General features: G+C 47.2%; 13 protein-coding genes. 7 read left to right on the top strand and 6 right to left on the bottom strand.

Annotated features, from left to right (window positions below):
- The first annotated feature begins 30 nt into the window (after window positions 1-30).
- From ACQEXP_RS06425 to ACQEXP_RS06450, 6 genes are all read left to right on the top strand, one after another.
- Entirely contained in the window at window positions 31-1,641 is a 1,611-nt protein-coding gene (locus tag ACQEXP_RS06425; protein WP_426968901.1) for a peptide ABC transporter substrate-binding protein, read from the top strand.
- A gap of 72 nt (window positions 1,642-1,713) precedes the next feature.
- Window positions 1,714-2,634, top strand: a complete 921-nt coding sequence (oppB, locus tag ACQEXP_RS06430) for an oligopeptide ABC transporter permease OppB (protein ID WP_269375199.1) — start codon at window positions 1,714-1,716, stop codon at window positions 2,632-2,634.
- Between the two features lie 10 nt (window positions 2,635-2,644).
- Window positions 2,645-3,574, top strand: a complete 930-nt coding sequence (locus tag ACQEXP_RS06435; RefSeq protein ID WP_426968903.1) for an ABC transporter permease subunit — start codon at window positions 2,645-2,647, stop codon at window positions 3,572-3,574.
- Between the two features lie 9 nt (window positions 3,575-3,583).
- Window positions 3,584-4,573: an ABC transporter ATP-binding protein gene (locus tag ACQEXP_RS06440; RefSeq protein WP_426968905.1), complete on the top strand. Its 990-nt coding sequence runs from the start codon at window positions 3,584-3,586 to the stop codon at window positions 4,571-4,573.
- Window positions 4,574-4,581: 8 nt separating this feature from the next.
- On the top strand, window positions 4,582-5,571 hold the full coding sequence (locus tag ACQEXP_RS06445) for an ABC transporter ATP-binding protein (protein WP_426969060.1): 990 nt from the start codon (window positions 4,582-4,584) through the stop codon (window positions 5,569-5,571).
- 3 nt (window positions 5,572-5,574) lie between these two features.
- Window positions 5,575-7,362: an aminopeptidase P family protein gene (locus tag ACQEXP_RS06450; RefSeq protein ID WP_426968907.1), complete on the top strand. Its 1,788-nt coding sequence runs from the start codon at window positions 5,575-5,577 to the stop codon at window positions 7,360-7,362.
- 48 nt (window positions 7,363-7,410) lie between these two features.
- Here the strand turns inward: ACQEXP_RS06450 and map are convergent, their stop codons facing one another.
- Together map and ACQEXP_RS06460 are read right to left on the bottom strand one after the other, a co-directional pair.
- Window positions 7,411-8,199 (bottom strand): type I methionyl aminopeptidase, encoded by a 789-nt coding sequence (map, locus tag ACQEXP_RS06455; protein ID WP_426968909.1) that lies wholly within the window; start codon window positions 8,197-8,199, stop codon window positions 7,411-7,413.
- Entirely contained in the window at window positions 8,189-8,416 is a 228-nt protein-coding gene (locus tag ACQEXP_RS06460; RefSeq protein ID WP_269375454.1) for a ParD-like family protein, read from the bottom strand. The genes map and ACQEXP_RS06460 overlap by 11 nt, the downstream gene beginning before the upstream one ends.
- Before the next feature lie 193 nt (window positions 8,417-8,609).
- Here ACQEXP_RS06460 and ACQEXP_RS06465 point away from each other — a divergent pair, with 193 nt between their 5' ends.
- Window positions 8,610-9,545 carry a universal stress protein gene (locus ACQEXP_RS06465; protein WP_426968911.1) on the top strand — a complete coding sequence of 312 codons (936 nt, stop codon included), beginning with the start codon at window positions 8,610-8,612 and terminating at the stop codon, window positions 9,543-9,545.
- Window positions 9,546-9,621: 76 nt separating this feature from the next.
- On the opposite strand, the gene ACQEXP_RS06470 is transcribed toward ACQEXP_RS06465, so the two are convergent.
- From ACQEXP_RS06470 to ACQEXP_RS06485, 4 genes are all read right to left on the bottom strand, one after another.
- Window positions 9,622-9,861, bottom strand: a complete 240-nt coding sequence (locus ACQEXP_RS06470; RefSeq protein ID WP_426968913.1) for a YdcH family protein — start codon at window positions 9,859-9,861, stop codon at window positions 9,622-9,624.
- Between the two features lie 135 nt (window positions 9,862-9,996).
- The gene (locus tag ACQEXP_RS06475) at window positions 9,997-10,950 is read right to left on the bottom strand and encodes a LysR family transcriptional regulator (protein ID WP_426968914.1); all 954 of its coding nucleotides are present in this window, start codon (window positions 10,948-10,950) and stop codon (window positions 9,997-9,999) included.
- 9 nt (window positions 10,951-10,959) lie between these two features.
- Window positions 10,960-11,418, bottom strand: coding sequence for a YaiI/YqxD family protein (locus tag ACQEXP_RS06480; protein ID WP_331417223.1), 459 nt, complete (start codon window positions 11,416-11,418; stop codon window positions 10,960-10,962).
- A 322-nt stretch (window positions 11,419-11,740) separates the two neighbouring features.
- Window positions 11,741-12,361 (bottom strand): LysE family translocator, encoded by a 621-nt coding sequence (locus ACQEXP_RS06485; protein WP_426969061.1) that lies wholly within the window; start codon window positions 12,359-12,361, stop codon window positions 11,741-11,743.
- Between the last annotated feature and the right edge of the window lie 179 nt (window positions 12,362-12,540).

Raw genomic sequence — 12,540 nt, forward strand, 5'->3', positions numbered from 1 at the left:
TCACTCCGATAAGGACATAATGAGGACGCTATGAAAGCAAAAAAACTAATCGCACTGAGTACCATCGCTGCGGCATTATTTGCCGGTCACTCTTTAGCCAAGCCCTACCCTGCCGGCACTCAATTGGCAGACAAACAAGAGATCGTTTTGAACAACGGTGCTGAAGTCACCTCCATTGACCCAGCCAAGCAAGCTGCTGAGCCAGCATTCAACCTAGGTCGCGATCTGTTTGAAGGTCTAACAATCCAAGATAAACAGGGCAAAACCATTCCAGGAATTGCGATGAGCTGGCAGGCCAACGAAAACAACACGGTTTACACCTTCAACCTACGTCAGTCTCAGTGGTCGAATGGCGATCCACTCACCGCGCACGATTTTGTTTACAGCTGGAAACGCCTTATCGATCCAGAAACCGCCTCTCCATACGCTTGGTTTGCCGCCATCCCTGGTATCAAAAACTCGAACAAAATTATGAAGGGTGAAGCCTCTGCTGACACTCTTGGCGTACGTGCTGTTGATGATTACACCTTCGAAGTCACGCTCGAAAAACCTGTACCTTTCTTTATTAAGCTGCTCAGCCATCCTGTGCTTGCGCCTGTGCACCAAGCCACGGTCGAGAAATATGGCAGCGCTTGGACACAACCGCAAAACATCGTCACCAACGGAGCCTTCACTGTGTCTAACTGGAAGGTAAACGAGAAAATGGTGATGGTGAAAAACGATAAGTACTGGGACGCAGACAATGTCGTTTTAAAACAGATTACTTGGCTACCGATTGGCGATGCCAACGTGGCGCTAAATCGCTATCTGGCAGGGGAAATCGATCAAGCTCTATCGATTCCCGCGGCGCAAAAGAACAAGCTGCTTAAACAGTTTCCTGAGCAAGTGGCAGACACCAGCGCGTCATTGGGTTCCACCTTCTACTATCTAAATACTGAGAGTGGACCAACCAAAGATCTTCGCGTACGTCAGGCGCTCTCTTACGCCATTGATCGCAACATCATCACTAAGGCGATCGTAAAAAACGGTGGCATTCCAATGTTTACTTTGGTTCCACCACAGACCGATGGTTTCAAAACCCACACTCCAGAATATGCAACGTGGAATCAATCGCAACGTGATGCAAAAGCGAAGGCCTTGCTAAAAGAAGCAGGTTACGACAGCAGCAATCCTCTCAAACTGACCTTTACCATCCCTACCTTCTCCAATGACGTTAAGATGGCAACCGCGATGGTCGGGATGTGGAAAAGTAAACTCGGCGCTCAAGTCGAAATCAAGCAACTCGAGCCAAAAGTCTTCTATGCGCTGAAAGATCCTGGCAACGTCAGCCGCGGTGGCTGGACGGCAGACTACAACGAAGCGTCAACTTGGTTAGATATCTTTGTCTCTACCGGTGAATACAATGATTCAAAATACAACAATCCTGAGTATGACCGTTTAATGGCAGAATCTAAGAGCCTCAGCGATCCTTCTCAAGAGTACATTGCTGCTGAGAAATTGCTTATCGAGGATATGGCTATTATCCCAATGTACCGCAATGGTAATGACCAATACCTCATCAAAGAGTATGTCGGCGGCTACGAGCGTACTAACCCTGAGTCTTCATACTACCGCAAGAATGTTTACGTAAGAGCCCACTAATCGGGACGGTTTGCCCGCACCTAGCGATGTCCTCGTAGGTGGCGGGCTTTTTTTCTAACGAAAGGATGCGTCATGTTGTTGTATATTCTTCGTCGCTTGCTTATCGCAGTGCCAACTCTGTTGTTCATCGCACTGGTCTCGTTTTGGTTGATGCATATTGCGCCCGGTGGCCCATTCGATATGGAACGACCAATGCCAGAGGTCGTTCGAGCCAATATCGAGGCTAAGTTCCACCTCAATGAACCATTTATCATTCAGTTTTTTATTTATATTGGCAATTTTATTCAGGGCGACTTAGGCCCTAGTTTCGTTTACCAAGACTTCACGGTCACCGAACTTGTGGCTCAATCATGGCCGGTGTCGGCCGTACTCGGCGTGATCTCTTTTTCCATTTCCGTTCCACTCGGTATGCTGCTCGGCACCATTGCCGCGCTAAACAGAAACGGCAAGCTCGACTATCTTTTGATGTCACTTTCAATGACGGGGGTGGTCATTCCTGCTTTTGTTCTCGCGCCTATATTGGTGACGCTATTTTCTGTTCATCTTGGCTGGCTACCGGCCGGTGGATGGGAAGGGGGGCAACTCTCATTCCTTGTGTTGCCCGTGCTGAGTTTAGCGATTGGCTCCGTTGCCAGTATTGCGAGGGTCATGCGTGGCGCAATGATTGAAACACTGAATCAACCCTATATCCGCACGGCTAAAGCCAAAGGATTATCCACCCGTTATATCCTGATTCATCACGCGATGCGCCCTTCTCTGATCCCGATCATCGCTATGCTTGGCCCTAGCTTTGTCGCGGTAGTGACTGGCTCAGTGATTATCGACATCTTCTTCAGTACTGGGGGAATGGGTCAGCATTTCGTCTCTGGTGCACTCAACCGAGACTATGGATTAGTGATGGGGATTACGCTGATTGTCGCATCACTCACCATCTTCTTTAACTTGGTGGTCGATGTTCTATACACCATTATCGACCCACGCATTCGTGTCTAGGAGGTAACGAATGTTAACCAAACGCATTGATGCCAAGGAGCTGGCAGACCAAATGAGCTCCCACGTTGAAGCCGTCGAAGGCCGTAGCCTTTGGCAAGATGCTTGGACACGATTTCGAAAGAACCGCGCGGCGATGACGTCCATCAATGTGCTCTTTTTTATCGTCTTGTGCATCGCCTTTGGCCCCCAGTTGGCCGCTTTTGGTCACGATGAAATTGACTGGAATGTGGTTGCCGATCCCTACGAACTCGGTAAGCCATCAATCGAATCTGGTCACTACTTTGGCACCGATGATCTTGGTCAGGATATTTTCGCTCGCACGATGCAAGGCGGCAGACTATCAATCATGGTTGGATTTATGGGGGCATTAGTCGCCGTTGTGATTGGTACGGCGTGGGGCGCGATATCTGGCTACCTTGGCGGCATGGTCGATAGCACCATGATGCGGATTATCGAGGTGCTCGATTCGGTGCCATTTATGTTCCTAGTGATTCTGTTTGTTACTCTGTTTGGCAACAATATCTATCTGATTTTTATTGTCATCGGTATGGTTTCTTGGCTCGGTATCGCCCGAGTCGTCAGAGGCGTCACCTTCAGCATTAAAAAACGCGAGTTTATCGAAGCGGCACACTCCATCGGGGTGTCGAGATTGACGATAGTTCGTCGCCATATCCTCCCAAACGTACTCGGCATTGTGATGGTCTATTCATCATTGATGGTACCGGGCTTTATCATGTTTGAGTCGTTCCTGAGCTTCTTAGGGCTCGGCGTTCAGCCACCTGATACCAGTTGGGGCATTCTGATTGCCGAAGGGGCTAAGACCATTGATGTCGCACTATGGCAATTGGTATTTCCCTCAATCTTCCTCGTCGCGACTCTGTTCTGCTTTAACTTTATTGGTGACGGGCTTCGTGATGCCCTCGACCCGAAAGATCGCTAAGGAGCGGTAATGACTATTCTATCGATCAAAAATATGAATGTTCGCTTCAACACACCTGATGGCTTGGTGCAAGCGGTCAGTGATCTCTCCTATTCCGTCAATAGAGGGGAGACCCTTGGCATCGTTGGAGAATCGGGGTCAGGTAAAAGCCAGTCCGTCTTTGCGTTGATGGGGCTCACTGCCGACAACGGTGTGGTCAGCGGAGAAGCCAACTTCCATGGCGAAAACTTACTGACCATGTCGAAAAAGCAGCTCAATCATATTCGCGCTGAAAAAATTGGTATGATCTTTCAAGACCCAATGACGTCGCTCAATCCGTTCATGAAAGTCGGTAAACAGCTTGCTGAAGTACTGATGATTCATAAAGGAATGTCGCGTAAAGAAGCAGACCAAGAAGCCATTGCCATGCTAGATGCTGTGCGTATTCCTTCTGCCACGACTCGTATGTCTCAGTTTCCCCATGAGATGTCCGGAGGTATGCGCCAGCGAGTGATGATTGCCATGGCTCTGCTGTGTAAACCTGAGCTACTGATTGCTGACGAACCGACAACCGCGCTAGACGTCACGGTTCAAGCGCAAATTCTCACTCTACTGCGTGAATTACAGGCCGAATTAAATACGGCCATTTTGCTTATTACCCATGATATGGGAGTCGTTGCGGAGATGTGTGACCGCGTATTGGTCATGTACGGGGGAAGAAAAATGGAGCAGGCAGATACGGACTCTCTATTCCATTCACCAAGCCACCCATACACTCAAGGCTTGCTCAAAGCGATTCCATCCATCACTGAGGATATGGATCGCTTACCGACCATTCCTGGCAATCCACCCAGCGCACTGCTCCATGCAAAAGGATGTCCATTTAAAGAACGGTGTGCAGATTACCGACCAGAATGCAGTGCCTCTGTGCCAGCATTTCGTTCACTGACCAGCAGTCAAGGTCTGGCATGCCATGTTCACGCACCCAGCAGCATCACATCGATCGCGCGTTCAGCTTAGGAGGAATGATGAACAAACCTGACATACTGCTCTCAGCGCGAGAGCTGAAAGTACACTTCGCGATCAACAAACACATCTTGCCGAGTAAGCGTAAAGTGGTAAAAGCCGTCGATGGCATCGATCTCGATGTTTACCGAGGTGAAACCTTAGGTATCGTTGGCGAATCAGGGTGTGGAAAGTCGACACTGGCGCGTGCTCTGTTACGACTGATCGAACCAACAGGCGGAGAGCTTTATTGGAAAGGCGAAAACATGCGCCATTTTGGCAAACACCAGCTCGCGAAACGACGCCGTGAATTCCAGATGGTATTTCAAGATCCCTCAGCCTGTCTCAATCCACGTCTGACAATATCCGAATGTATTGCCGAGCCGTTATTGACTCACGAACCACAATTGAGTCGCCAAGAGGTTGAACGTCGTGTGATTGCAATGATGGACAAAGTGGGTCTGCTTGCCAGCCAGCGAAACCGCTACCCACATGAGTTTTCTGGCGGACAATGTCAACGCGTTGGTATCGCACGTGCTCTGATCCTAAAACCTGATCTGGTGGTGTGCGATGAACCCGTCAGTGCACTTGACGTTTCAATCCAAGCTCAGGTAATCAACCTGCTTGATGATCTTAAACAAGAGATGGGGCTCACTCTCGTCATGATTGCCCATGACCTCAGTGTAGTACGCCACATCAGCGACCGCGTTATGGTGATGTATCTCGGCAAGCCGATGGAAGTCGGACGTTATGACAAGGTCTTCGACAATGCCCAGCACCCTTACACTAAAGCGCTCTTATCCGCAGTACCAATCGCTAACCCGACACTGGCACGGAATCGTGATATCCAATTGTTGCCAGGCGATCTACCGTCACCTATCAATCCACCGAGTGGCTGCGTTTTCCGTACCCGTTGTCCAAGTGCTACCGACCTTTGTGGGCAACAAATGCCAACACGAAGCGGTCAGCCTGAACACCATATTTTCTGTACCCATACCCTGTTAGGAAGTTGAATTATGACTTTACACTCTGTTCCTCAGCGACTCTCCGCCCTTCGTCAAGGCATGGTCGATCATCATTACGATGCCTATATTGTGACCAATAATGATCCACATGCCAGTGAATACTCCGCTGACTACTGGTTGGCAAGACAGTGGATCTCCGGTTTTACTGGTTCAGCTGGTGATGTTGTCGTTACCCGAGACGGCGGTGGTCTTTGGACTGATGGACGTTACTACATACAAGGTGCCGAGCAACTGCAAGGCTCTGGACTGGAACTGTTTAAAGCACGTCTGCCAGAAACACCAACCATTCCCCAATGGTTAGCGCAAACCCTGCCACACAATGCCATCGTTGGCGTAGATGGCCGCAGTATCAGTAAACAATTCTATGACGAATTGAACAAAGCGTTCGCCGACAAATCAATCCAGTTGGTACTCGAAAACGATCTGATCTCTCCTATCTGGGAAGATAGACCCGCTCGACCAAAGGCATGTCTATTTAATCATCCTGTCAGTGTCGCAGGGTTAACCGCAAGCGAGAAAATAGCTCAGCTTCGCCAATATCTGACCAAGGAAAACGCCGACGCATTGCTCATTTCTACCCTTGATGATGTCATGTGGACACTTAACGTTCGTGGCGCAGATACCGCATATTGCCCTATTTCAGAAGGGTATCTGTTGATTGATCAGCAGAACTGCCGTCTGTTTATCGATAACGACAAACTGACGCCAGAGGTAGTGGGTACGCTAAACGAACATCAGATTCATATTCATGAGTATCAACATCTTAGTACCGCATTAAATCTACTCTCAAACCGTACTCAGTTGATCTATACAGCCAAAAACACCGACAGTTTACTGATTAGCCAACTCAAGCCAGAGCTTGATCTGATCAATCGCGCCTGTCCTGTCACCGACATGAAGTCACAGAAAAACACCACTGAACTGGCGAACATGGAAGAGACATTGCGCCGAGACGGAGTTGCAGTCGTCAAGTTTATGAAGTGGCTTGATGAGCAAGTACCTAGTGGCTTAGTGACGGAACTCAACGCGGAGCAGGCACTCATGGGCTACCGCAAACAAATTGATGGCTATTTAGGTGAGAGTTTCAGAACCATCGCTGGATTTGCAGAGCATGGGGCGAAAATGCACTATGCCGCCGATGAGACAAGTTGCTATAAGGTTGATGAACGTCACTTCTTATTGGTGGATTCTGGTGGTCAGTACCCAGGTGGAACCACAGATATTACGCGTACCTTTCACTTCGGTACGCCAAACGAACGTGAGAAATTTGATTACACCTTGGTACTAAAAGCAGTGATTAGACTAAGCCAAACTCGCTTTATGCGAGGTTCAACAGGTTCTAACCTCGATATTATGGCTCGCGGTGTGCTGTGGCAGCATGGTATCGACTATAAATGTGGCACTGGGCATGGTGTCGGCATGTGCCTTAATGTCCATGAAGGACCACAAAACTTCTCACAAAATCCTGCGGAAGTCGCTCTTAAACCCGGCATGGTGATCACCAATGAACCAGGCATCTATCGTGAAGGTATCCACGGTGTGAGGATTGAAAACATCATGAAAGTGGTTGAAGTAGAAAGCAACGAGTTCGGCACTTTCTACGGCTTTGAAACCATTACGCTAGCGCCAATTGCAACCAACGCCATTAACAAGTCCATGTTGGATGCCAGCGAAATCGAATGGCTAAACCACTACCACCAGCAGTGTTGGCAGCAGTTGTCGGTTGATCTCACCGATGATGAGCAGGCATGGCTAAAACGAGCAACTCAACCGATTTAAATCCGGTGAAGCGGTCACGTGGTGAGACCCACGTGACCTTAATCTTCGTTACAAAACAGGCAGCGTTTCTTCTTGGCGCAACGTCAGCACTTCATATCCAGTGTGGGTAACCAGAATGGTGTGTTCTGATTGAGCCGAGAGTTTTTTGTCTCTTGTCACAACAGTCCAGCCATCTTTTTTAGTTTTAATCTTAGCCGTCCCTTGATTTACCATAGGTTCAATGGTGAATACCATTCCCTGCTTGAGCACCAACCCAGTATTTGGCAGACCATAATGCAGTACCTGAGGTTCTTCATGCATTTCACGACCAATGCCATGTCCGCAATACTCTCGTACAATGGAATAACCATAACTTTCAGCATACTGCTGGATCGCGTGACCGATATCTCCTAACCGAGCACCCGGTTTTACCTGCTTTATCCCTTGCCACATTGACTCATAAGTCACTGAACAGAGTTTTTTGGCCAGTGGCGTCGCATCCGGCATCACATACATCTTACTTGAGTCAGCGATAAAACCGCCCTTTTCCAAAGTGATATCGAGGTTAATGATGTCGCTACTTTTAAGGATCTGACTCGCTTTGGGAACACCATGACAAACGACTTCGTTAATGGAGGTATTCAATACGTACTGATAATCATACTGCCCTTTACTGGCTGGACGTGCTTGTAACTCATTGACGATGAAATCCTCGACCTTGTCGTTAATTTCCATCGTCGAAATTCCCGGCTTAACAAACCCATCGAGCATGTGGAAGACTTCAGCCAGCAACTTACCTGACTCACGCATAAGATCGATATCAGCCGCTGATTTGATGCTGACATTGTTACTGGTCATTCGTTGTCCCTGCCAAAGTATTAAGGTGGGCAACGGAAACTTCTGCCGACTTCATCAAATCACAAACGATCTGATTGAAGGATAAATGCGGATGAAGCTCCGCCAACATTCCAATTTTGATCCAGAATTCAGCCTGAGAATTAATCGATCGCGACATTACAGAGCTCGCTTTCCTGATTTCTTCATGCAATTCATCCGATATTTTCACGATACCCATAATATTCACTTCATATACGAAACATATATCAATTGTATACGTAACGAATAATTCGTCAAGGCGACTCCATTTAAACATGACAGCCGCTCGTGATGCCTTAGTTAGAATGTTTCAGCGAATGGCGTTTCAATCGCCGTTATCTATAGTTACTAGAGACAGCTTAAATATTTGCCACTTATCACAAGGAGGTAATATGGCTTTTACACAGCTATTGGTGCCGATAGCACCAGAGCAAAACCTCAATGACTCACATCACCAAGCTTTCCATTTCGCCAACCAGAGTGGGGCGAAGGTGACATTGCAACTGGTCATTAAAGAACTGGCAGAATACAAAGATATCTACCATTTAACGGGGTCATCCTTAGATATTCTCGATCATGCGACCAATCACTACAGTGAGTCACTAAATCAACACATCCAAACTCTTCACAACCAATACCCCAAAATTGATTTCACCAGCAAGATTAGTGTTGGGATCCCTTACATAGAGATCATCAAGCAGGCGAGTCAAATCAACGCCGAAATGATCATTATCGATTCCTATCGACAGACGAAGCAGGAAGCCTGTGAACGAGGTAGCAACACACTTAACCTAATGCGCAAATCTGAAACACCCATCTGGTCTTTGGGGAAAGTGCCCACCCCCATCAAACAAGTGACCGCTGCGATTGATCTCACCAATCCGGACTATCATGAGTTCAATACAAAATTGGTCGCAATGGCCGTTGAGTTTTGCGCATCACTTGGCGCAAAACTGACATTGTGCCACGTGTGGAAATTCGACTCAGAAGGTTTTCTAAAAGATTGGAGTGGTTATAGCGATATCGAAATTGCTCTGCTAGCGCAAAAAATGCGAGATGAGCGTCTTAGCCGTCTGAATACCTTGCTGTCACCGTATGCGGAGGGTGAGACAGAGGTACATACCCTACTGCTCGAAGGAGAGACTCGCGAAATATTTCCACAATACATTGCCGACAACAGTATCGATTTGGTCGTGATGGGTTCGATGTCGCGTTCAGGCATCTCAGGCTTTGTCCTAGGTAACACCGCCGAAGAGATGATCAATCAACTGAATTGTTCCGTCATTACCCTTAAACCGGATTCTTTTAAGTCTCCGATTGATCTCTAACCGTCATCGTTGAAAATAAACGAAATCAATAACCACAAAGGCCCAATAAGGGCCTTTGTTATAAACATTCGATATGTCACTGATTTATTAGGTATTGATGAAGGCGGTCTTTCATCTCAGCTCGGTTGTGCTTCATGAGATGCATCTCTTCATCACTAATGGGCGAATCACGCATCTCCAGCTTTCGAATATCTTTGTCGAGAGCATTGTATTCGCTCATCAATTCTGCGAACTCCAGACTCTCTTTTGCTAATGCTAGTATTGTTTGCTTGTGTTGTGGAAATTCCTTAAGTAGTGAGTGATCTTCACCGAGCATAGATAACACCTCCTTTTTCGAGAATAAAACAACTGGTTACTTTTTAACCATAGCAGTTAATGGAAGTGATTTATGCGATCTCCCGCACTGAGTGGCAGGAAAAACGGTCTGGCTCAATGCCGCCCCCTACTAACCTCATTGCTTTTGATAAAAGTGAGCAAAGTTAGGAATGTACTGCTCCCATATTGGCGGTTTTCCTATATGGGCTTCAACTGCCGAGATAAATGCTTTGACCAATGCTGTTTGTTTACGGTGAGGATAGAGGGCATACAAAGCGAGCTCTCCGTTGCACAGCGTATACTGTGTGAGGAGAGGGCGTAGCTTCATCTCGACAATCGAACGATTGAGGTTGGAAGACGATATGGTCGCATACCCTAATCCATCCTGTACCGCCGCGATGAGAGTTGCCACGTCATTTACCTTACAGTTTCCCTTCATCTTGTAGTTGAGAAATGTTTCCCCACCCGGCTGTTCACTGAGTCTCATCGTATCAACGATCAATGAACGATTGCTGTAAATAACAGAAGGTAGCTTAACCAATTCATCCGGAGTTTTCGGCTCCCCATAACGTTCAATAAACGTATCTGACGCTAAGATAACCGCTCTAATATCAGCAATTTTCCTCGCAATCAGGCTCGAGTCATCCAATCTTCCTAAACGAAATGCGACATCAAAGTGATCAGAAATAATGTCAGAACGCTTATCATCAAGCAGCAGCTCAATCTCGACATCAGGGTATTTTTTAAGAAACTGGGTAATCACAGGTTGAAGATGGTTCTGTCCAATATGGAGAGGAGCCGTCACACGAATACGTCCCTTGGGTTGCGCATGGTAAGAATCCGCTATCGACTGTACGTGATGCAAAGTCCCAACCAAATTCCTTGCTTGCTCTAAGATTTCTTCACCCGCAGGAGTCAGTGAGAAAGAGCGTGTCGAACGGTTGAGCAATTGCACGCCCAGCTCTGTCTCTAGCTTCTTGATTTGTTTGGATAGTGATGAGTTATCCATATCATTCAACGCAGCAGCCTTAGCAAACGAGCCCTGCTGCACGACATCAATAAACAGAGAGAGTTGATTAACCAGTGCCATCTCAGCGCCTTACTTTTGCGAACGTTGCCATTGCACTAACCACTTGTCCAAATGGTTAGCGAACTGCTGACGGTCAGCCTGACTAAGCGGCGCAGGGCCTCCCGTCTGGATACCACTGCTACGCATGGTTTCCATAAAGTCGCGAATATTAAGGCGTGACTTGATGTTCTCTTTGGTGAACATTTCACCTCGAGAACTCAATGCATGACCACCTTTGGTAATAATCTCGTCTGCGAGAGGAATATCGCTGGTGATCACTAAGTCACCGACTTGGCAACGCTTAACAATTTCGTTGTCTGCGACATCAAAACCAGGTTGTACTTGCAGCATAGTCACTTTCGGTGACGCAGGAGTGCGGATAAATTGGTTGGCAACTAAAGTCACCTCGACACCAGTCCGCTGTGAGGCTCGAAATAAAACATCACGAACCACGACCGGACACGCATCTGCATCTACCCAAATCTTCATCAAACTCGATTCCTTAATCTTCTCAATTAACGCGATCATTAGACCGCAATTTGTCGAAGCATAATAGCGTTATTTAAAGCGTACAGCAGTTCCAGTATCGAAACCAACCTTACTGCCTGCAAATCTTTTTTGACTAGCAAGCCCGTCAGGCAAACAACCCCATTGCGTTTCGCGTGAGTTGACCCACAAACGCGCTTGAGTAACACAGGTGACAAGCCAAACACTCCAATACGCTCAATGTAAAAAGCCCCTGAGAAAGGGATCTACTCAGGGGCTGGTAATAGGTTCACTCGTATTCACCTATGTGGTAAAAGACGCATCGTTAACTAACAAACAACCACACGCCAACTCCCATCATCAATGTTCCAGCAATTCTGTTCATTAAGCGGACATTTTGAGAGTGACCCAGTAAGCGTTTCAATCCTTTTCCACCCGTGGCATATAGCGTCATGCAGATAAATTCAAACACTAAGATAATCGAGACGAGTACCACAAGTTGCGGCATGAGATCGGCTTTTTGATCGATAAATGGTGGTAGAAGAGAGATCATAAAAGCCCAACCTTTAGGATTCGCAATAGCAGTGACAAATCCTTGAATAACCAAGTCCCAATCACTTTGTGGTACCGCAGCCTGCTCTTCCAGATTGATCGCGAGTTTGCCTCTTGAACGCCACATCTGGATGCCAAGATAAAGTAGATACCCACCACCAATAAATTTCAGTGCAACGAACAACCAAGGATAGTTGAGCATAACCGCAGCAATACCGACAACCGCCGCTATCGCCACTAATCCAACGCCCACCAGTTCACCTGCCATCATCCACAAGGCTCGTCGGTAACCGACACTCATACCTAACGTTAAAGCAAGCGTCATGCACATCCCCGGAGTAATGGAGACAAAGAAAAAAGTCGGAATAAACATTCCCAGCAAAGCAGTATTCATAGAACCTAGATCGTGAGTAGTAATAATGAGATCTAACATAATGCAATGTACAGCCAAACACCATACACCGACATAAGCAATAGAGGCACAGAATGTCCCTAATCATTTCGAGAAGCGACGTATCGAAAATTGAGACTTCAACTGAATAACTCCTGACTATATATGCACTTTTCGACCAG

Origin of the sequence: Vibrio sp. TRT 1302 (assembly GCF_050113875.1) — a bacterium.
In the GTDB taxonomy this organism is placed as follows: domain Bacteria; phylum Pseudomonadota; class Gammaproteobacteria; order Enterobacterales; family Vibrionaceae; genus Vibrio.

Excerpts from the sequence above, each read along its gene's own strand:
- map (WP_426968909.1), bottom strand. The coding sequence starts at position 8,199 with ATGACCAGTAACAATGTCAGCATCAAATCAGCGGCTGATATCGATCTT.
- ACQEXP_RS06480 (WP_331417223.1), bottom strand. The coding sequence starts at position 11,418 with ATGAAGATTTGGGTAGATGCAGATGCGTGTCCGGTCGTGGTTCGTGAT.
- ACQEXP_RS06435 (WP_426968903.1), top strand. The coding sequence starts at position 2,645 with ATGTTAACCAAACGCATTGATGCCAAGGAGCTGGCAGACCAAATGAGC.
- ACQEXP_RS06485 (WP_426969061.1), bottom strand. The coding sequence starts at position 12,361 with ATGAATACTGCTTTGCTGGGAATGTTTATTCCGACTTTTTTCTTTGTC.
- ACQEXP_RS06460 (WP_269375454.1), bottom strand. The coding sequence starts at position 8,416 with ATGGGTATCGTGAAAATATCGGATGAATTGCATGAAGAAATCAGGAAA.
- oppB (WP_269375199.1), top strand. The coding sequence starts at position 1,714 with ATGTTGTTGTATATTCTTCGTCGCTTGCTTATCGCAGTGCCAACTCTG.
- ACQEXP_RS06470 (WP_426968913.1), bottom strand. The coding sequence starts at position 9,861 with ATGCTCGGTGAAGATCACTCACTACTTAAGGAATTTCCACAACACAAG.
- ACQEXP_RS06450 (WP_426968907.1), top strand. The coding sequence starts at position 5,575 with ATGACTTTACACTCTGTTCCTCAGCGACTCTCCGCCCTTCGTCAAGGC.
- ACQEXP_RS06425 (WP_426968901.1), top strand. The coding sequence starts at position 31 with ATGAAAGCAAAAAAACTAATCGCACTGAGTACCATCGCTGCGGCATTA.
- ACQEXP_RS06465 (WP_426968911.1), top strand. The coding sequence starts at position 8,610 with ATGGCTTTTACACAGCTATTGGTGCCGATAGCACCAGAGCAAAACCTC.
- ACQEXP_RS06445 (WP_426969060.1), top strand. The coding sequence starts at position 4,582 with ATGAACAAACCTGACATACTGCTCTCAGCGCGAGAGCTGAAAGTACAC.
- ACQEXP_RS06440 (WP_426968905.1), top strand. The coding sequence starts at position 3,584 with ATGACTATTCTATCGATCAAAAATATGAATGTTCGCTTCAACACACCT.
- ACQEXP_RS06475 (WP_426968914.1), bottom strand. The coding sequence starts at position 10,950 with ATGGCACTGGTTAATCAACTCTCTCTGTTTATTGATGTCGTGCAGCAG.